The 19508-nt window shown below is 65.7% G+C and carries 22 protein-coding genes; 10 read left to right on the top strand and 12 right to left on the bottom strand.

Annotated features, from left to right (window positions below; genetic code table 11):
• Position 1 precedes the first annotated feature (1 nt).
• Genes eccB through AWB95_RS21630 form a run of 4 tightly spaced genes read right to left on the bottom strand, consistent with a single transcriptional unit; the run spans position 2 to position 3674 of the window.
• On the bottom strand, positions 2–1495 hold the full coding sequence (gene eccB, locus AWB95_RS21645) for a type VII secretion protein EccB (RefSeq protein ID WP_062538705.1): 1494 nt from the start codon (positions 1493–1495) through the stop codon (positions 2–4).
• Between the two features lie 2 nt (positions 1496–1497).
• On the bottom strand, positions 1498–2406 hold the full coding sequence (locus AWB95_RS21640; protein WP_062538704.1) for a transglycosylase SLT domain-containing protein: 909 nt from the start codon (positions 2404–2406) through the stop codon (positions 1498–1500).
• Entirely contained in the window at positions 2403–2720 is a 318-nt protein-coding gene (locus AWB95_RS21635; RefSeq protein ID WP_062538703.1) for a DUF2710 family protein, read from the bottom strand. The genes AWB95_RS21640 and AWB95_RS21635 overlap by 4 nt, the downstream gene beginning before the upstream one ends.
• A 36-nt stretch (positions 2721–2756) precedes the next feature.
• Positions 2757–3674: a DUF5631 domain-containing protein gene (locus AWB95_RS21630; protein ID WP_306306542.1), complete on the bottom strand. Its 918-nt coding sequence runs from the start codon at positions 3672–3674 to the stop codon at positions 2757–2759.
• Between the two features lie 315 nt (positions 3675–3989).
• On the opposite strand from AWB95_RS21630, the gene AWB95_RS23390 reads away from it, so the two are divergent.
• Positions 3990–4133 (top strand): hypothetical protein, encoded by a 144-nt coding sequence (locus tag AWB95_RS23390; RefSeq protein WP_169714726.1) that lies wholly within the window; start codon positions 3990–3992, stop codon positions 4131–4133.
• Here the strand turns inward: AWB95_RS23390 and AWB95_RS21625 are convergent.
• The 5 genes from AWB95_RS21625 to AWB95_RS21605 form a co-directional block, all read right to left on the bottom strand.
• On the bottom strand, positions 4125–4445 hold the full coding sequence (locus AWB95_RS21625; protein WP_062538701.1) for a DUF2694 family protein: 321 nt from the start codon (positions 4443–4445) through the stop codon (positions 4125–4127). The genes AWB95_RS23390 and AWB95_RS21625 overlap by 9 nt on opposite strands.
• On the bottom strand, positions 4442–4759 hold the full coding sequence (locus AWB95_RS21620) for an ESX-1 secretion-associated protein (protein ID WP_062538700.1): 318 nt from the start codon (positions 4757–4759) through the stop codon (positions 4442–4444). The genes AWB95_RS21625 and AWB95_RS21620 overlap by 4 nt, the downstream gene beginning before the upstream one ends.
• A gap of 40 nt (positions 4760–4799) precedes the next feature.
• Complete coding sequence (locus AWB95_RS21615) at positions 4800–5981, bottom strand: DUF4226 domain-containing protein (RefSeq protein ID WP_062538699.1); 1182 nt, start codon at positions 5979–5981, stop codon at positions 4800–4802.
• 63 nt (positions 5982–6044) lie between these two features.
• A complete protein-coding gene (locus AWB95_RS21610) occupies positions 6045–6866 on the bottom strand; it encodes a C40 family peptidase (RefSeq protein ID WP_085168627.1) in 822 nt (273 codons plus the stop codon).
• Positions 6867–6874: 8 nt separating this feature from the next.
• On the bottom strand, positions 6875–7618 hold the full coding sequence (locus AWB95_RS21605) for a helix-turn-helix domain-containing protein (protein WP_062539975.1): 744 nt from the start codon (positions 7616–7618) through the stop codon (positions 6875–6877).
• Positions 7619–7761: 143 nt separating this feature from the next.
• On the opposite strand from AWB95_RS21605, the gene AWB95_RS21600 reads away from it, so the two are divergent.
• Together AWB95_RS21600 and AWB95_RS21595 are read left to right on the top strand one after the other, a co-directional pair.
• On the top strand, positions 7762–8175 hold the full coding sequence (locus AWB95_RS21600) for a WhiB family transcriptional regulator (protein WP_062539976.1): 414 nt from the start codon (positions 7762–7764) through the stop codon (positions 8173–8175).
• A 71-nt stretch (positions 8176–8246) separates the two neighbouring features.
• A complete protein-coding gene (locus AWB95_RS21595) occupies positions 8247–9626 on the top strand; it encodes an acyl-CoA dehydrogenase family protein (protein WP_062539977.1) in 1380 nt (459 codons plus the stop codon).
• Positions 9627–9633: 7 nt separating this feature from the next.
• Here the strand turns inward: AWB95_RS21595 and AWB95_RS21590 are convergent, their stop codons facing one another.
• The 3 genes from AWB95_RS21590 to AWB95_RS21580 are packed head-to-tail and all read right to left on the bottom strand — an operon-like array spanning position 9634 to position 11665.
• Positions 9634–10167: a WXG100 family type VII secretion target gene (locus AWB95_RS21590; RefSeq protein ID WP_062539978.1), complete on the bottom strand. Its 534-nt coding sequence runs from the start codon at positions 10165–10167 to the stop codon at positions 9634–9636.
• A gap of 12 nt (positions 10168–10179) precedes the next feature.
• Entirely contained in the window at positions 10180–10815 is a 636-nt protein-coding gene (locus AWB95_RS21585) for a hypothetical protein (RefSeq protein WP_139818538.1), read from the bottom strand.
• 25 nt (positions 10816–10840) lie between these two features.
• Positions 10841–11665: a type VII secretion target gene (locus AWB95_RS21580; protein WP_062539980.1), complete on the bottom strand. Its 825-nt coding sequence runs from the start codon at positions 11663–11665 to the stop codon at positions 10841–10843.
• 113 nt (positions 11666–11778) lie between these two features.
• Here AWB95_RS21580 and AWB95_RS21575 point away from each other — a divergent pair, with 113 nt between their 5' ends.
• The 7 genes from AWB95_RS21575 to AWB95_RS23125 all read left to right on the top strand — a co-directional run bounded on the left by AWB95_RS21575 (position 11779) and on the right by AWB95_RS23125 (position 19506).
• Positions 11779–12762, top strand: coding sequence for a pirin family protein (locus AWB95_RS21575; protein ID WP_062539981.1), 984 nt, complete (start codon positions 11779–11781; stop codon positions 12760–12762).
• Positions 12763–12774: 12 nt separating this feature from the next.
• Entirely contained in the window at positions 12775–13116 is a 342-nt protein-coding gene (locus AWB95_RS21570) for a GNAT family N-acetyltransferase (protein ID WP_062539982.1), read from the top strand.
• A gap of 188 nt (positions 13117–13304) precedes the next feature.
• On the top strand, positions 13305–14642 hold the full coding sequence (gene mycP, locus AWB95_RS21565; protein WP_269745733.1) for a type VII secretion-associated serine protease mycosin: 1338 nt from the start codon (positions 13305–13307) through the stop codon (positions 14640–14642).
• A complete protein-coding gene (eccE, locus tag AWB95_RS21560; protein ID WP_062539983.1) occupies positions 14639–16027 on the top strand; it encodes a type VII secretion protein EccE in 1389 nt (462 codons plus the stop codon). The genes mycP and eccE overlap by 4 nt, the downstream gene beginning before the upstream one ends.
• Before the next feature lie 19 nt (positions 16028–16046).
• Positions 16047–17576: a PPE domain-containing protein gene (locus AWB95_RS23130; protein WP_139818537.1), complete on the top strand. Its 1530-nt coding sequence runs from the start codon at positions 16047–16049 to the stop codon at positions 17574–17576.
• Complete coding sequence (locus tag AWB95_RS21550) at positions 17573–17923, top strand: YbaB/EbfC family nucleoid-associated protein (protein ID WP_180276011.1); 351 nt, start codon at positions 17573–17575, stop codon at positions 17921–17923. The genes AWB95_RS23130 and AWB95_RS21550 overlap by 4 nt, the downstream gene beginning before the upstream one ends.
• 545 nt (positions 17924–18468) lie before the next feature.
• A complete protein-coding gene (locus AWB95_RS23125) occupies positions 18469–19506 on the top strand; it encodes a PC4/YdbC family ssDNA-binding protein (RefSeq protein ID WP_139818536.1) in 1038 nt (345 codons plus the stop codon).
• Positions 19507–19508: the final 2 nt, after the last annotated feature.

Below are 19508 nucleotides of genomic sequence, written 5' to 3'. Positions count from 1 at the left end.
GCTAACCTTCGGCCACTTCGTGACTGTATGGCGTAACCGGCGCGACTGCGCCGCCGTCGATGGTGTCGCGGGCCACCAGAGCGTTTTCCCGACTGATCGCCGGCCCGGGCGCAAAAGTGCGAATGATCGACCACGGCGCCTGCAGGGCGCCGCGCGGATTCAGCGCCAGCGCATGCAAGGTTGTTTTGTCCCACTGGATTCCGTACCGCACTCCCTGCGGTGAAAGCCAGTACAGGCTTTCCCGGCTGTCGGACGTGACGACACCGCTGGTTGTCGCAACAAGATTCGCTGCGCCGGGCAACACTAATGTCTGGTCGGCTTCCACCGAATCGAGGCTGCGGTCGTCGCGCACCAGCGACACCACGTGGGAGTCCATGCTGACCGGCACCGGCAGGCGCCGACCACTGACGATCCTGATGGCGGCCTGCCGGTCGCCGGGTTGTTTCGTCCACGTGAGGCAGGTGACGGGGCTAGCAGCGGTATCGACAAAGGTCAGCTTTCCCGTCGGGTAGTAGTCGACGTTGAGTTTGTCGATCGTTGGAATGTTGACCAGCTTGCCGGGCGAAACCAGCCTGGGTGCGGCAATGCCGCGCGGATCCGCAGTCCGCAACAAATCTGCGACGAAGCCGTTGATCTTCTGCACACCTTCGGACAGCAGCACATAGAAGCCGTTGACCACGCCGTTGGCGTCGCGTGTTTCCAGCACACTGCCCACCGTCGCTTCCGTCAACCATGTCGACGGGGTTCCCGCTTCCGGAATCGGCGGAACCGCAATCGGTTCCGTCGCAGGCATGGCGTCGAACAGTGCATTGGAGATGCCGATGGCGCGTGTCACGCCGGGGTCCAGACCCAGGTTGAACGTCACCGATCGCTCCGCGGGGTCGATACGTGACCGATGCCCGCCCCAGATCACGTAGGTGGACTCCCGATGGGTCACCAGGATGGCCTGGTCGGCTCGGATCGGCACGGCGGGGGCCGCGTCGGGCAGCTCCCCGGCGATCGAGGTCACCACCGGTGACGCGGTGCTGCCCCCGGGGGCCGCGGTGTCGCATATCGACCAAGCCGAGGTCGACGCTGTTCTGACAGTGAGGTTGTCGGGTATCCCGGGGATGCCGATCATCGGCCCGGACGGATACCTGGCGATTTCGGCGGCCCGGACCCAGGTCGGATCGCCGGCGTTTCCCACGGCCAGCCGCGCGGACGTCAGATTCAGAGCAGGATAGAGCCGCCCGTCGATCTTTGCGTACACCGCTCCCGTATCGCGGTCGCCGATCAGCGCCGACTGACCGACCAGGCCCGCGGGTTTCATGAAGTGCAGCAACGCCATCCAGCCTGCACCGAGCACAGCGAACACCACGGACAACACCAAGGCGGCCTGTTGTTTTCGGTCGTCGTGTTTCATCTGGACCGAATACCGGGTGATGGCGGCGCGCAGGCGTCTGTTGTAGAACAGGTGGCCCGAGTTCTGATCGCGGTTCGACAGATTGAGCGGCACGATCAATATCCCTTCGGCGATCGGTTCGCATCCGCCTGCTGAACCTGCGCAATAAGGTTGTGGCCGTTAGCCGCAACGCCGTACCGGTGCATCACATAGTTCATCGACGCGCAGATATTGGCGACCGGATCGTAGATACTGGTCGACGTGCCCGGTTGGTGGTAGCGGGCGAATGTGATCGGGATCGTCTGTGTGATGCCGCGTGCGTAGCCCAGCCGGTGGCCGTCGGCCTGTAGTGGTCCCGGTCCGGTGGCCGGCTCGGAGGCGACGGCCGATGGCCGGCCACCCGATTCCCGGGCTATCAGCGTCTGGTATCCGTGCAGCCAATTGCGCCGGGCCGCCGGGTCATTGATGCCGAGGTGATCCAATGCGGCGCAGATGTACTCTCTGGTTCGGTTACTCGAGCGAGCAGGTCTTTCATGTCGCACCGCGCTGAGCGAGATGGGGCCCGCAGCGGAACGGGCGCCGCGCCGCCGGTGTACGTAGTCGAGCCGCCGGAGCCGTCGGGCCAGCAGCCGCGAATGCCGGCGTGAGCGCTGGATGCTTCGTCGTTGCATGCGCAGCCGAGCGGCCATGCGGCGCATGGCTTCCCGTCGGCCCAGGACGGTGTCGCTTGCCGGCATCGGGTCGGCGTGCGCGTCGTCCAGGATCATCCGACTGGCATGCCGTGCGTGGGCACGGTCCGCGCCGGCATCCGCCACCACGGTGTCCAATTCGGTGTCCGTCGCCGCGGCGTGACGCAGCACGGCGATCGCCCGGGCGGTCGCCGGTGCCGCGTACGCCGTTTCCGTGAAAATTCCGGGCGGTGCCACCCGGCCTTCGACGGGTCCGACCGACAGCCGGGCGCCGTAGAGATTGTGGGCGCGATTCAACAGCTCGAATGCCCTTAGCGTCAGTGGATCCGGGGTCATCGGATAGTGCCGCCATACCGGGTCTGGTTGTCGACTTCGGCTTCCGCACGCAGCGCCGCGATGGCAAAATTCAATCGGTCGGCCAGTTCGTAATGCGTGTAGCCGGCCATCACGTCCGGATGCAACGTCAACGCGATCAGCTTGCCGTCCGCATTGGTCACCACCTGCGCGTCTCCCAAATCGACGCTGTAGCTGACCGTCTCGGCCTCGGCGACGACGGCCGCCCATCGGTCGGCTGCTTCGCTGAGATCCCGCAGAACCTCCTCGACGAGATCGTTGTCGCTCAGTTCTGCGCGGCTGCCCACCCCCGACATCGTGGCAGTATTTCCACGACCGCGATCAGCGTCAACTCACCTTGTGGGCCGCTTGTGGGGTGGTGGCGCGTTGAGTGCCTGGTACCAGGCGAAGTGGTAATTGGCTGTCAGCCGGTCTCCGGTGGCGATGCCATCGGTGGCGGCCAGCAGCAGGCAGTTGAGCAGGACCGCGTGGTCCACTTCCGGGTACTGGGCCAGCAGCTGGACCCGCGCGGTTTCCAGGTGGGCCCGCAGCTCCTCTATTTCCGTTTCCAGGATGGGCGTTTTCGCCGCGCCTGCCTTGGCCAAGGTGTGCACCATCCGCGGCAGGCCGTCGCGCATGTGTGTGGCGCCGGCCAGCAGCCAGCCCAGGCCGTCGATGGGCGGCAACCGGCGGGCCCGCACCGAATATGCGGCGGGGTCGAGTTCGGTTGCCCAGCCGAACGACCACGCCAGCGGATCGCCCGGTGCGTAGGTCGCCGAGATGGTCGTGGGACCGAGAATCGCTACCACGTCGCCGGTGCGGCGCTGTGGCGGCAGCAACCGCACGTCGGGCGGTACCGCAATACCTGGAGGTATCCAGCCTTCGGCGAGGTCGGTGGCGACAACGGTCATGCCGTTCTCCTGGTCCCCCGCCGCCCAGCACAAGCCGGGTTCTTGGCGGGCCATGAACTCGACCAGTCGATGCAACCGTTCCTGATCGGATTCGGGTTGGGCAGCGACCTCCTCCGCCTCTTGAGTCGGCGGCTGCTCGTCGGCCGGATCCTCCGGCGCCGCGGTGATGATGGGCAGCCGCTGCGTATCTTCGGCGCTTGGTCCGTCGCCGGGGCCGGCCGAGATCGACGGCAGGTTGTCGGTGGGAAGGTCTCCTATCTTCTTGTCGAGCTGGCGAAGCGCTGCCTCGACCCGTTCGGCAGCAAACGCGCGGGCGCTGTTGACGACTCGGGCCGCTTCTGCTTGCTGGGCCGGCCCCATCGGTCCTGCGCCCCGGATCGTGCGCAACTGCTCGTTGGTCGAACGGACTATCTTATCCAGTTCAGCTCGCAGATACCTTGCGACGGAAGCATTTTCGGGTGTGATTGTGGACAGTTCTGCAGGCCAGAGCTCGCCGACCACCCAGGGGGCGTAATCAACCGCAGGGCCGAAGGGCGGAATCGCCAGTGATTCCTGAGCCGCTCTCCGGAGGCGCTGACGCGCCGTGATCCGACCGAAGATCGCCACCGGCCAAGAGTACCGGTGCGCGGCCAACACTGAATTGTGGGCATCACGCGGGCTAACTAGCGTGGGGTCATGGCTGATTCTGCGCTGCAGCAGCAGCTCGACGAAGTTAGGCTGTTGCTCGATCGCGCGCGAGAGTTGTTTGGCGCCAATCCCATCGAGCCTCCGACGGGTATCGCACCCAGCGGCGCGTCCGGCGCGACACGGCTACCCTAGGCGGGACCGGACCGGGCGGTGGCGCAGTCGATGCGCCCGTAACTTCTCGATCGCCGCGTCGAGATCGTAAACGGTGGGCACCTCGGCGGATGGGGTGTGCCCGGCCGCGACAATCTCACCGCGCACTTCCAGCACCGCCTTGAGGTAGGACACGTCCGCTGCCAGCAAAATGCCCTGGGCCAGTGTTTCGGCGTCGGTTTCCATCGCAGCGGCGCTCAGTCTGAGGCTGTGCAGATAGCCGCCCCGGCAGGAGCGGACCAGGATGTGTCCACTCGGGTGAACGGTGTCGAAATCGGGATTCGGGTTGCTCATCGAGCGTCGTCGACGACGCTGCCGAGGTTGTGCGCGGCGTCGTCCTCGTGCTGTTCCCACATGTTTGCCGCTGTCCGCAGCTTGTGCGCGATACCGGCATGGTCGTCGGCTTGCTGTTCATAGCACTGCCGCCGCTGGTCCAGCAGATCACGTCCGGCCTCGCGCAATTCGCAGAAGATCGGCCCCAGCGAGTCGAGGCTGTCCTGAATCGCGGGATGCGACGACGGGATCGTGCGCAGATAGTCCGACATTTGCTGGTGCTGGTCGGCCGCTGCGCGCAGCTCCGCCGGCACCACGCGGATTCTTTCTGACATCCGGTTTCTCCTCTTGACGTATCCGTTCTCCTGGGCGCGTTCAGTGTGGTGGCGCGGCCGGCCTGGTGGGTGCCGGTCCTTCGGTCGCTGCGGCGACGCCCGCCGGCGCGGGCGGGTGCTCCCAGCCGAGGAAGCTGGGTCCTTTCACGGTGGAGATCTGCTGGATCTGCCCGTTGAGAAGGGCTTTGCCGTTGCCCAGCGCAAGAGCGTGCCGATCCGTGAACATGCCGATGTCGCCCGGCGCGACCCGCGACGGGTCGACCGGTTCGGCGACCGCGGTCCCGGGCGGTGGAACCGTGATTCCCTGTTGCCGGAACGCCTCCGGGATAGGTGTGCCACCGGCAGCGGATTTGATCGCGGCGGCAAGCTGCGGACTGGCGGCGGTGACGGTCTCGCCGTTCGGGAGCGTGACCGTCGTCGGCCCTTCGGGCGGCGCAGGCTCCGGCACGGCCGAGGGCGCCGAGTCGTCGGACTCCCGGTCGTCACCCTCGGTCGGCGCTGGTTCTTCGAGCGGCAGTGGATCTTCCGGCTGCGCCTCGTCGATGTGCTCGGCCGGCTGTTCACGGTCCATTTCCGGTGGCAAGGTCGGCAACGGCAATCCGCCCGGCATCCCCCAACTCGGCATCCCTCCCCCGCCGAGGTTGGGCATCCCTGACATGGCCGGTGGCATCGGCATTGCTGCGGTGGCAATTTGCGGTGGCGTTTCGGTGGAGACGAGGCCGGGGTCGTCGGCCAGGAGCGAATCGAGGTAGGGATCCAGCTCGTCGTCCGCCAAATCTGCCGCATCGCCCGGCGCCGGCGAACCGGCTGGGGGTGCCGAGGATAACCGCGTGTCGCCCTGGTCGCCGCTCGCCGTCCTGGAGACGTCGTACAGCGACGTCCACGCCGCCATCAGTGCTGACTTCGACGTATCGTCGAGGCCGGTGTCCGCCACGACGGTGCGGATGTCCCTGAGCTTGGTAATCAGGAAGCGCTGGAAATCGCGCGCTCCGGAAGGAGTGTCCAGGTCGGTTCGGGTCCGCACGGCCGTCTGCACCTCGTTCTGCAAAGTGTCGAGCGCATCGCGACCGTCTGACGTCTTCAGATGCGCATTCAGTATCGCGCTGACTACTTGCAGGTCAATCTGCGCGATCGTCGAATTCTGGTGTGCCAGACGGGATTCAGCGCACCTTATGACCTCGGCCGCGTCCCCGAGCTGGTGTTGCAAGAGCGGCCCCGCCATGAGGGGCGACGGTACCCGGGCCGCTACCCCGCGACAATTCACTGGCTAACAGCCTGGACCGGACTACGGCAGTGGGCGTCTGATCTGCACGTTGTTGCCCAGCGCGCTGATCCTGACCGTGGCGCCCGAGTACGGGGCTTCCACGACAAGGTTGTTGCCGATGGACATCTGAACGTGGCCTGCATGCGGGAATACCAGGTCCCCTGGTCGCACCTGCGCGCGCGGCACCGGGATACCGTCGTGGATCTGCTGGTACGTGGTGCGGCTCAACGGAATTCCGGCCTGCGCGTAGGACCATTGCATGAGGCCGGAACAATCGAACTGATCCGGTCCGGTTGCGCCCCAGACATACGGCCGGCCCAGCCGCGACAGCGCGGCGCGCACCGCGATCCCGGTGCGGCCGTTTGGTGAGGGCAGCCGCGATAGTCCCATGCCCCGCCGCCGTGATGCGCGGTAACGCAGCAGCCGCAACGCGGTCCGGTGCCGGCGTGCCCGCTCGCGAGCCGACAGCACGTGTACTCGCTGGGCGCGTAGCCGTACCACCCGGCGCCGCGTCGCCTCGCGCTGTGCGATCGGAGTGTCCGGCGCGACCGCAGCCTCGGCCCGGGCCTCGTCGAGCACGCTCTTGGTCTGCGCATGGGCGGCAAGGTGGTGCCGATGTGCGTCGGCGAAAACCGTCGCAGCCGCGGCGTCGGTGCGAGCGGCCGAGCGCACGGCTTCGCGGCCGGTGTGGAGCGCGAGGCGGTACCGCTGCGCCCCTTCACCAGTGGCGGCCGGCGCGGCCCCCGGTGCTTCACGCTCGACCGCAGTCATGGTCGCGCGGGGGACGTTGCCCATGAACAGTTGATGGGCACGCCGCAGTACCTCCAGCTCCCCCTGACTCACGTCTTGCCCTAGCTGCCGACGTGTTCGACGAAGGCCCGGACGCGTGGGAGCGCTCCCGGGGGGATGACGCCGCGATTACGGATGTCCCACATCTCGTCGGCAGTGACCCCGAGTAGTGCCGCGATGACCGCTTCCGGCAGCGGAGACTGTGAGCACGCTAGGTCGAATCGCGCGCTCAGGCTCACCGGCATTCGCTGCAGCAGCGCGCTGCGGGTGGCGTCGATTGCTTCCAAATGCTGCATGATCCGGCCCGCCGATTCCGCATCGGCGTTGACCGCGACCCGCCAGGAGTTAGCGGCCAAGAGTTCGGCCTTCGCGCATTGTCCGATCACAGAAAGAATATACGTCTCATATTCGTTCGATGTCTTCGCAGGTAAACGCTCGATCACCGTATGGAGCGCCTCCAGCTGAGCTTCGGCGTATCTCTCCAGGACTTCGGTGTCGTTGTGCCGGTCTACCACAATCGCTGCGGCGGGTCGGGCGGATGCCGGCTCGGCTGCCGTGGACGCCATCAATCGGGCCAACTCGGCCTCCGGGTCGGGGGCAGTCAGAAGCTGCGCGTAGGTGCCGGGCGGCAGCCCCAGGCCATTTTCCACCTTCTGAACCGTGCTTTTGTGCGGTTTGCGGGCGCCGCGCTCCAGGTAGCTCAGCCCCATGATGCTGACCCCGGTGACGGCTGCGAGGTCGGCTAGCGACCAGTCCCGCGCCTCGCGGAGGGCTCGGATAGCCGCTCCCGCCGATTCGCGGCTCACCGTAGCGCTCCGGCCATATCCGGATAGTACACAGCCAAGCTCTCAGGGATGGTGATATACGAGTTCGTCGCGTTTCCTTGCGGTCCGGGCGAAACGTGTATACGCTCCCGTCTACGTTTCAGTCGTAAGGGGAGGACGACAGGATGGGGTACCCGTGTTCAGCCAATCCGGAATTATGGTTCGGCTATGCCGATGACCACGGCGGTGACGGCGCCGCCAAGGCCCGCGCGTATGAGCGGTCGGCAACCGAGGCCCGGCTGCTGTGTCTGCGCCGCTGCCCGCTTGCTCAGCAGCGCCGATGCGCCCACTACGCCGTCGAGCACCGGGAGGAGTACGGCGTGTGGGCGGGCGTGAAACTGCCGGGAGGGCAGTACCGCAAGCGTGAACAGCTCGCCCGGGCCCACAACACGTTGCGGCGGATCGCCGTCGGCGACATCAACTCCAGGCAGCTACCCGAAAACGCCGCGTTGCTCGCACGCCGCGAGAAGGACGTCATGCCGGTGACTACCGCGGTGTTTCACCTGCCGACCGCGCTCGGTCCGCAGTCAGCCGCCTGACCGATCGGGTTTGATCGACCCCCAAAGCGGCAACAGTCCGTTCGGACGACGCGACGGCAGGGGCCGCATTCATGACCTTCGACTTGACACCGACGGCGGCTCAGCATGACCTGGCCAAGCGCACCCACGAGTTCGCCGAATCGGTGATCCGTCCGGTCGCACTCGAGTACGACCAGCGTCAGGAATTCCCGTGGCCGGTGCTCGAGGAGGCCGCCCAGCAGGGTTTCTACAGTCCGCTGTTCTATCGCGACCTGATCGGTGACCCGACTGGGCTGTCGCTGCCGATGTTCATGGAGGAACTGTTTTGGGGTTGTGCCGGAATCGGTTTGGCGATCGTCATGCCGGCCCTGGCGCTCTCGGCGATCGGGCAGGCCGCCTCCCCCGAGCAGATGCTGGAGTGGGCGCCGGAATGCTTCGGTACACCGGGCGATCTCAAACTCGCCGCACTGGCGATCTCCGAACCCGAGGGCGGCAGCGACGTCCGCAACCTGCGGACCACCGCCCGCCGCGACGGCGACGACTGGATCATCGACGGCCACAAGATGTGGATCGGTAACGGCGGCCTCGCAAACGTGCATGTGGTCAACGCCGTCGTCGACGAGGAACTCGGTCACCGCGGCCAGGCGCTGTTCGTGGTTCCGGGCGGCACGCCCGGGTTGGAGCTGGTTCGCAAACTCGACAAGCTGGGCTGCCGGGCGTCGCACACCGCCGAGTTGCGCTTCGACGGCGTCCGAATCCCCGAAGCGAATCTGCTTGGCGGGCAAGAGAAACTGGAGCACAAGCTGGCCAAGGCCCGCGAGGCGGTCGCCGGCGGGCAAAAGTCGGGCTCGGCCACGCTGGGCACGTTCGAGCAGACCCGGCCGATGGTCGCCGCCCAAGCGATCGGCATCGCCCGCGCCGCACTGGAATACGCCACCACCTACGCCACCCAGCGTGAAGCATTCGGCGGCCCGATCATCGACAACCAGGGCATCGCGTTTCCGCTGGCGGAGCTGGCCACTCAGATCGACGCCGCCCGGCTACTGACGTGGCGGGCTTCCTGGATGGCGGCTAACGGCATCGCGTTCGACCGCGGCGAGGGTTCGATGTCGAAGATGGCCGCCAGCGAGGTCGCGGTCCGGGCCACCGAACGCGCCATCCAGACGCTGGGCGGCTGGGGCTACATCACCGACCACCCGGTGGAGAAGTGGTATCGAGATGCCAAGCTGTACACCATCTTTGAGGGAACCAGCGAGATTCAGCGGATCGTCATCTCCCAGGCGCTGGGTGCCTCGGAGGGCGCCCCGCCGCTGCATTTCGAGATCGAGCCGTCCGGCGGACCGCTGAACCGGATGTTCGGCCGCGGCGCGCCGCTGCGGTCACGGGCCGCCGAGGCCGCGTTGTCGGTGCAGGACCGGATTCCCGAGCCGGTCAAGCGAATCGCGATGAAAGTCCTGCGCCCGCCCCGCTGAATCGCGGCTAGCCCTCCAGGTCGTCGATCGCCTCACGCAACTGCTTGGCGAGCTGCCGGTCGTATTTGTCCAGGTCGGCCAACTGCCGCTTGATGTTCAGGGACTTGGTCGCGGCCACCTGCTGCAGTTTCATCGCCGTCGCCGGACTCATCTTGGCCAGCCGATCCAAGCCCTTGCCCTCCTGCACCGACAGCCCGCCGTCCTTCGCCACCTGCCAGCCCTGCTGACCGGACTGCTCGACGCCCTGCAGAACGCCGGCCCGCGTCGCCGACAATTGGGATCCGCTCTCGGACAACGCTTTTTGGACCCGCTGCAGCGCGTCGACGATCCGCTGCTGCCGCTCGAGCGTGCGCCCGACTTTGGCGACGGCCGCGTCTGACGCCTGCCCCTCCCAGCCCCCGCGTAGTCGGTCGAGGGCATCTTGTCCGGCCTTCAGCTGCTGCTGCATGGTCCGCAGACGCGCGCCCACCTGGCGTGCGGCCTGCGTCAAGGCGTCAAAATTCGCCTTCTCGACCTGGCCAATCGTGAACGGGAACGACATGCGCGCCCCTGGTCAGCATTCCCACACTGCGCACAGTGGTGGATTCATCGCCGAAAACACGTCCTCATCGCTGGGTGCCGACCACCCCACACCCGGGTCGCCGGTCGACCAGACAGCCAACTCGGTGACCGAACTGCCGACACTCGCCAGATACACATGCGCGCTGGTTTGGGTGGACGGCATATCGACGACGGCAGCTATTTCGCTACAGCCGCCTCGTTGGATGCTCGGGCAATGTGAGCGCGGGGTGGTCACCGTCACCCGGGCGCCGGGCGCCGTTGGCCCACAGTTGGTCAGCGTGTTCTGCAACGAGGTGAACAACTGATCCGCGGTTTGCCCCATGCGCCACGGGTCGCCGGGGTAGTGCACGATCTGCTGCTGCAGCGACCATTCGTTGTGGCCTTTGTCGACCCGCGCCCGCGCTGCATCGACGCCCACGGCGTCCACCAACCGCTTGTCGGGGGCGCGGGCTCGGCAGAGCAGTTCGGCCTGAAAAGCGTTGTCGTTAGGTGCTTCTGCAATGCCGGCCAGGTCCGGCCAATGCTGGCTGTCATCGAGTGGGAGCCGGTTGGTGCTGATCCAGGCCGCGGCGGGAACCGAGGTCGCCGCGGCGGCGGGAACCGAGGTGCCCATTATCAGAATCGCCACCAGCACTGCTGCACGCCGAGACATCTCAGTATCCCTGCGGGCCGGCGGTGGGATCCGCTTGCGGAACCAGAGCAGCCAGATTGGACGCATCCCGGGAAACGCCATAGTGCCCCATCACGTAATTCATCGACGCGCCAATGTTGGCGACCGGGTCATAGATATCGTTCGAAGTGCCTGGCTGGTGATACTGCGCGAACGTCCCGGGGACGCACTGCACGATCCCGCGCGAACACCCGTTTCCGTAGCCGTCGGACACGCTGTATGTCGAATTCGGCGGTTCTGCGTTAACGTCCCAATCGTTGACCGCATTCGGGTCATAACTCGACTCGCGCAACGCCATCGTCAGATAGCCGTCGGTCCAGCGTTGCCGCGCCGCGGGGTCGGTGATTCCAAGTTGGTCGAGCGCCTGGTTGATGTAGTCGCGAGTGGCGTCCGGCCCGGCCGCGAAGTTGTCCTGGTGGTAGGTCACCTGATCCACCGGGATGGGCACCGGTTGATTGCCCGTCTCGCGCCCCGCCTCGGGCGGAGCGTCACCGGTTTCGCAGTCGATCTCTTGCAGGGCTTTGTCCAGCTCGCTGCCCAGATGCTTGTCGGTCTGCTCGTATTTCTCGGCCGCTGAATGCAGTTTTGCCGCAAGGTCCGATAAATCGCTGCCCACCCGTTTGGACGCGTTGTCCAGCGCGGTGCCGGCCTGTTGGCAGCCGGCGCCGCACTGAAAACCCGCCAGGGCGCCGGTCATGCCGCTCAGCGGCTGCGCCAAGGCCATTCCGGAAAGCTCGCTTCCGACTTGTGCGATCGCGGTTGCGGCCGATCTCAGAACCGCCGGATCGACTCGCAAGCTTTGGGCCATATCGATGAATCCTATGGCACTCGCATGCGCCGACCGGACACGAATTCAGTGGTCAACGACGTCCGCGGGAGTGTCGCGGTATCGGCCCTATCCGCTCCCCAGAACGGTGGACGATGAGCAACTTGGAGACCTCGCCGGCCGAAATTGCCTGCGCCACTGCGCAAGTGGCCGATGTCGAGGTGCTATATCCGCGTGACGTGCCGCTGGGCGGGCCGCGGGCCATCCGTGTACGGCGCACGTTGCCACAGCGGCAACGCTCGCTGATCGGCGCATGGTGCTTCGCCGACCACTACGGACCGCATGATGTGCGCCGTTCCGCGGGCATGGTGGTACCGCCGCATCCACACACCGGCCTGCAGACCGTCAGCTGGTTGTTCAGCGGCGAGATCGAGCACCGCGACAGCGCGGGTGTGCATGCGCTGGTCCGGCCGGGGGAATTGAATTCGATGACCGCGGGCGCCGGAATCTGCCACTCCGAAGTGTCGATCAACCGCGATGCGGCGCCGGTTCTGCACGGCGCGCAGCTGTGGGTGGCTCTGCCGGACGCCGATCGCAACACCGGCCGCGACTTCGCCCACTATGTGCCCGAACCGGTTTCGCTGCGCGGGGGCGTCGCGCATGTCTTTCTCGGTCGGCTGGCTGGTAGTCGCTCACCCGTACATGCCTTTACTCCGCTGTTGGGGGCACAACTCGACTTGGAGGCCGGTGCAGACGTCACACTTGAGGTCCAGCCGGGGTTCGAGCACGTCGTACTGTGCGGCCAAGGCGCGCTCGCCATCCACGGAAGGGCTTTGGGCGTCGGCGACATGGGCTATCTGGGCCCCGGCGGGTCGTCGCTGCGACTGCGCAACGTCGGCGACCGACCCGCCCGTACCCTGCTGTTGGGTGGCACCCCGTTCACAGAGCAGTTGGTGATGTGGTGGAACTTCGTCGGTCGAAGCCACGACGAGATCGTCGGCTACCGCCGGCTGTGGGAGGACGGCGATGACCGTTTCGGCGTCGTTGCGGGCTACCGTGGCTCACCGCCGCGGCTGCCCGCTCCTCCCCTTCCGACGACCACCCTGCGGCCGCGCCCGCCGCCGGATAGAGCCGGATAGAAAGGAAGCCACATGACCACCGATAAGACCGGCGCCCAAACCGCCGTCAACACCGAAAACGGCAAGTACACCATCGCGGTCGAAGGCAAAACCGTCGGACACGCCGCCGTCGCCGACCACGGCAACCAGCGCGTTTTCTACCACACCGAGATCGACGACGAGTTCGGCGGACGCGGCCTTGCGACCATCCTGGTGCAAGAAGCGCTCGAAGCCACCCGCGCCGACGGCAAACGCGTCGTCCCGGTATGCGAGATGGTGGCCGGCGTGCTGAAAAAGCATCCCGAATTCGATGACATCACCGATCCGGTCACGCCGGACATCCTGCGTTGGGCAAAGTCTCTGCCCACGGGTTAGCGCACCTTTCGCGCTAGAAAAACCGGAATGAGCGCGGTCCGCGCCGCCTTACGATTACCGTCAGTGCCTGCGTGCCGCCGCGGAGTGAGAAGATGTGGCTCTCTACCGGGCGGCCGCGCTTTGTCGTGGGTGCGACGACCCGGCTTGACTAGGGCAGCAGATGGAAGGGGTGGTCGGTGATACGTCGTATCGCCGTAGTGCTGGCGGCGGTGACGCTGGCGTTGCTCAACGCGCCGCCCGCACTGGCGATCACGCCTCCGGTGATCGACCCGGGCGCAATGCCACCCGACGAAACCGGCCCCGATCAGCCGATGGAGCAGCGCAAAATCTGTTCGGCGCCCACGTCATTCCCGGATGCCAAGTTCGCCGACGCGCCCTGGTCCAACGTCTTCTTGCACGTCGCCGATGCTCAGAAATTCGCTACCGGCGCCGGGGTGACGGTCGCCGTAATCGACACCGGGGTGAACGCGTCGCCGCGGGTGCCGGCCGAGCCGGGCGGCGATTTCGTCGACAAGGGCGGCAACGGCCTTTCCGATTGCGACTCGCATGGCACCCTGACCGCGTCGCTGATCGCCGGCCGGCCGGCGCCCACGGACGCATTTGTCGGTGTCGCGCCGGAGGCACGGCTGCTGTCGTTGCGCCAGACGTCCGAGGCATTTCAGCCGGTCGGCGCGCGCGTCGACCCCAATGACCCCAACAGCACCCCGACGGCCGGCTCGGTGCGCAGTTTGGCGCGCGCGATCGTGCACGCCGCGAACCTGGGCGCCAACGTCATCAACGTCAGCGAAGCGGCGTGCATCAAGGTGACCCGACCGATCGACGAATCCATGCTGGGCGCGGCCGTCAACTATGCGGTCAACGTCAAAAATGTGGTGATCGTCGTCGCGGCGGGCAACACCGGCCAGGACTGCACACAGAATCCGCCGCCCGACCCGTCGGTACCCAACGATCCGCGCGGGTGGAAACAGGTCCAGACCATCGTCACCCCGGCGTGGTATGACCCGCTGGTCCTGACGGTCGGAAGCATCGGCCAGGACGCCTCGCCCAGCAATTTCTCGATGCACGGGCCGTGGTTGGGCGCCGCCGCGCCCGGCGACAACGTGATCGCGCTGGGCTACGACGGAATGCCGGTCAACGCGTTGCAAGGCCAGGACGGGCCGGTTCCGATTGCGGGTACGTCGTTTTCGGCGGCGTATGTGTCCGGGGTGGCCGCGCTGCTGCGCCAGCGATTCCCTGACCTTTCGGCGGCGCAGATCATCAACCGGATCACGGCGACGGCGCGGCACCCGGGTGGTGGTGTGGATGACCTGGTCGGGGCGGGTGTCATCGATCCCGTCGCCGCGCTGACGTGGGATCTTCCGCCCGGCGACAAGACCGCTCAGTTCAATGTCAAGCAGCTCCCGCCCCCGGCGTACATCCCGCCGCCAGACCGCGGCCCGATCACGATGGTCGTCCTGGCAGGCGTTGGCCTGGCGCTGGTGCTGGGCCTGGGGGCGCTGGGCCGACGTGCGTTGAGGCGCCGATGACGAGCGCGGTGTCTCTGCGGTTCACCACCGGACATGGGTTGGTGGCGGCGGCGGTTGCGCCGGCCTGCGTCGCGGCGTCGATGCGGCTGGGGTACCCGGCCGTGGGCATCACCCTGGCCGTGCTGGTGGTCCTCGCGTCCGTGGTGACCGTGCGCGGCAGGCGGCTGACCGGCTGGATTCAGGCGCTGAACGCGTGGCGGCGACGGCGCCGCACCGCTCCCCCTGCGCCGTCGGAACCCGCGGTAGGCGCCACCGTGATGCCCGGAGATCACGTGGCGGTGCGTTGGCAGGGCAATCACCTGGTGTCGCTCATCGAGGTGGTCCCCCGGCCGTTCACCCCCACGGTCGTGGTCAACGGGCAGGCGTATACCGACGACATGCTGGACACAGCGTTGGTGGAGCAATTGCTCTGGGCGCACTGCCCGAACCTGGCGGCAGACGTGGTATCGGCGGGCTACCGCGTCGGTAAGACCGCTCCGGCGAACCTGGTCGGGCTCTACCAGCAGGTGATCGGCCCCTACCCCGCCCCGGCCAACCGGCGGACCTGGATCATGCTGCGGGCCGATCCCGAGGTCACCCGCAAGTCGGCGACTCGGCGCGCTGCGGGCGTTGCCGGGCTCGCCCGGTATCTGGTCGCGTCGACGACGCGGCTCGCCGATCAGTTGGCAAGCCACGGCATCGATGCCAGGTGTGCGCGCAGTTTCGACGCCTTCGATCAGGCAACCGAGATCAGCTTCGAGAGGGAGACCTGGTCGGCGATCAAGGGGCGCAGCGCGTTCACCGCCGCGTACACCGCGCCGGGTGGGCCGGACGTGTGGTGGTCGGCGCAGGCCGACCACACCATCACCCGGGTGCGGATTGTGCCGGGCATGGCTCCCCAGTCGACCGTCCTGCTGACCACGCTGGCTAACCCCAAGACACCGCGGGGGTTTTCGTGCCTGTTCGGCGGGCAGCGCGCGGCGTTGCAAGGTGAGGCTCCGGTGAGCGATCAGCACCATCAGTTGCCGATCGGGTCGGCGGGCGTGCTGATTGGTGAGACGACGGAGCGCTACCCGGTGTACATGCCGTTCGACGACGTCGACGTGAGCATCAACCTCGGTGACGCCCGGCTGTTTACGCAATTCGTGGTGCGCTCAGCGGCCGCGGGGGCGGTTGTCACGCTCGAACCGAGGTTCAAGGAATTCGCCGGCTATGTGAACGGCCGCATCGGTCGAGTGAACAAGGTGGTGTGGCCGAACGCCACGACGTACCTCGGCCCGCAAAAAGGCGTAGGCCGGGTCATTCTTCGCCACAATTTCATCGACACTCCGCGGCACCGCCAATTGCCGATTCGGCTCATTCACCCGCGTGAGGAAAGCCGCTACCAGGCCGCGCTGGAGAAGTAGGTACACGAGAGGCCACGACGTGAACGTACAAGTCGAAACCGAATCCCTTCGCAAGAAGGCAGAAGATATCAGTTTGCCCTTGCCGGAGATCCCCGGTGGCGTCTTGACGCCTGACGAGCTCGAAATATCCGCCCACGCGACCAGCCAGCTGAATTGTTCATGGAATTCACTAACGCAGTGTTTGAAGGCGGGGGAGCGTGAAGCCCAGCGTCTCGCGTTTTCACTTCGAGCCGCGGCTGACGCGTATGACCACCAGGACCAGAAGTGCGCAGCCGCGCTCGACCCTGACGGAAACGGTAACGCGAACGTCGCCCCGGAACCGGTCAACTTCGGTGGCATCCCAGATTCCATGGGGGTGGAGCACTGGACCTATCCAAACCCGGGGGACTGGCATATGGCGGGGTCCGGGCAAGCTTGGGATAGCAGGGCGAGAGTAATTTACGCGGGGGACTTGCAGGCGTCAAACGTCCAGCGCATGGTGGATAAGTGGACTGAATACGCCGACATTCAGCTCGAGACATATAAGAGCCATTTCACTCCACCGCCGGATTGGTATGGCGACGCGGCCGAGCAATGCGCCGCCGCGATGCGGGCCCACCAAAACTGGCTGACTGACGTTCAGGCGAAGTGTAAAGACCTAGCTAAGCAGGCAGCATCCTTCAAAGCAGCGCACGATAAACTTGTCCAAGAACATCCCACAATGCAGGATGTAACAAATTACGAAAATGCCAGCGTTCTCGACCCCGACTCGTGGGGCGGGTACGCGCGTAATCAATACCGCTCAGACTTTGCGATGGCCCACTACCACGGTGGTGGCTCGCTCAGCCAGGTGAAACCCGATGACCCACCGCGTCTTTCGGGTCTGCCGCCTGTGACGCCGGGTGACATAAAGAAGGCAAACAGCGTTCCGCAGACACCCACCTCGCCAGGAGGGCCGGGCAGCCCCGGAGGTGGCGGTACTGGTGGAGGTGGCGGCGCGCCCAGCATGCCATCGGTGCCCACCCCGCAGATGCCGAGCACGCCAGAGATGCCCGGTGCTCAGCAACCGGCAGCGCAGACGGGTGGCATGCCCGGCGGCATGCCAAGCGGTGGCCAGCAGGGCGGCGGCAAGGGTGGCGGGATGCCTGGCGGAATGCCAGGGGGCATGCCCGGCGGCATGCCGGCGGCGGCGAAGCATACGCCGAACGTTCCGCAGGGGCCGAACCTCAAACCGGCCCATGCCGGAGGCGGCGGAGCCGGCGCCGGCGGGGGTGGCGGAGCCTCGCCGCTGGGTCCTGCGATGACGGCCAAAGCCGTGGCACCGTCCGCTGGCACTGCACACGGCGGCGGTGCCGGTGGGGCTGCCGGGCCGTCAAGCGGTGCGATGGGCGGCGGTGGTATGGGTGGTATGCCGATGGGCGGTCATGGCCAAGGCCAAGGCAAGGAAAAGCGTCGCACCCCCGGGTTGTCGCCCGACGAGGAACTTTACAAAGAGGATCGGGCGTGGACCGAGGGTGTGATCGGCAACCGCAAACGGAAAGATGCTGCCGACACTAAGGATTCGAAGTGACCGAGGAGATGCACCCACACGTCGCTGCTGTGCTGAATCAGGCGCAGCGACTGCAGTCGGTCATGGACGACCAGCTGTACAAGATGCAGAACGAAACATTCACTGCTACAGACGAATCCAAGACAGTCGAAGTGACCATCAACGGCCACCATTGGCTCACCGATGTTTACATCAAAGATGGATTGCTGCGGCTGGGAGCCGACATCGTCGAGCAACGAATCAACGAGGCTTTGCAGAAAGCCACTGGTCAGGCCACCGCATCGAGCCGGGCCGACCAGGAACGGATCAACGCCGTGCTGGCCGAGATCACCGACGAGCTTGGCGGCCTGGCCGGCGAGATTACTTGACAGCCGCAGCCCTGCCCACTGGCAACGAAGGTGGCCCACGGCTGGGTATCTGCAGCGTGGTCGAGATGGCCCGCCCGGCCGTGGGTTTGGGTGGTTATCCAACGACAATTCGGCATCAATGCGTATTGCGGACGAAAACTATCTGAGGATAGTTTTCCATCGCGACCACCGTCACACGGCTTTACAGCCGACGCACCACCGATGATTTCGCGTAATGCCATGTCCCACATGACCACAGATCACGCGCCGGGGCGGCGCCTATGGCTGTTCGCGACGAGTTGGCCATTTCACTTGTCATGTCCGGATTCAAATTTTCGTGCGTCGGACCGGTCGGTTCGTCTCTTAAGCTGGTATGCGGGTACTCGGGTAGCATCGGGCAGCAGTCGAGGGCGCCCCCGGGTTGCAAGTGGTGGCATTGTGAGTAAACAAGACCAGGAGGTGCGTGTATGAGTGTGCCGCCCCAGCCACCGCAAGGCCCGTGGCAACCTCCTCCGTCCACGCCGGGGCAGTCGCCCGCTCATCCAGCTGGCCAGTCGTCTCCTTACGTGCCGACGCCGGGGCAATATCCCTGGCCGCCATCCGGTCCACCAAAGAAGAACAACGGTATTAAGTGGGCATTAGGAGCGGTAGCGCTGATCGCCGCTATTGCGGTCGCGGTGGCGGTGACCCTCGCTGTCACCCGAGGCGGTTCAGGCGGGAGTCCCAATGACGGGCGCGGTTCGCAAACATCCTCGGATGTCGCCAGTACTAACGATACCGGCCCGGTCACAGTCATCACCGACGAACCGACCTGCGACAAATTCACGCCAATCAACAGCGGGTTCGCAAACCAAGCAAAAAACGGTTGGAATGACCGCGACCCTTCGATCCCTGTCGCCGATTGGTCGCCAGACCAGCGCGCTCAATATACGGCGATGGGGACCGCAATGCGCAACACAGCCGACCAGTTCGTGCATTTGGCGAGGCAGACACCGCATCGCGTGGTGCGTGAGTTTTACGAGCAATTCATCGCCTACGCGCGTGCCTATGCCGACAGCCTAGGTAACTACACTGCTTCGGATGATCACTTAGCGCTAGTCGCCACGAATGCTTCTTCTGCTATCTATTATGTCTGCCAAGCTATTTCACAAGGGTCGGCTAGTACGTGGGGTCCATCCGTTCCCGCAGCGCCAGCGCCATCGCACCCGGCGACGCCTAGGGATCCCGCAAATCCGCAACTATTTCTCAGTGCTCGCGACCCGATTTGTGACAACTGGAATGCCCTGGCGGACCGCTACCACTCGGACGCTGCCCCATGGTTAACACTGGATTCCCGAACTCCGGCGACCCAGTGGACCGCTGACCAAAAGTCGATCATCGATGGGGTGGAGCCGGTGATGTCGACGTACGCGGACAACGTTGAGCAACTTGGTCACCGCAGCAGTAACCCAGCTATTCAAGATTTTGCGACCTTCATAGCGCAATACCTTCGCGCCTATGTTCGGGGTTTGCCCACTTATATTCCGTCTGATAGCTATTTGGCCGCAGCTACTAACGCGACTAATGCGATTGTCGTGGAAGCATGTAAGTTTGTGGGGGGTTAGGC

The sequence above is a fragment of the Mycobacterium celatum genome (genome assembly GCF_002101595.1).
Lineage (GTDB): Bacteria > Actinomycetota > Actinomycetes > Mycobacteriales > Mycobacteriaceae > Mycobacterium > Mycobacterium celatum.
The sequence above is the reverse complement of the archived record's forward strand: the minus strand, read 5'-3'. Positions and strand labels throughout refer to the sequence as shown.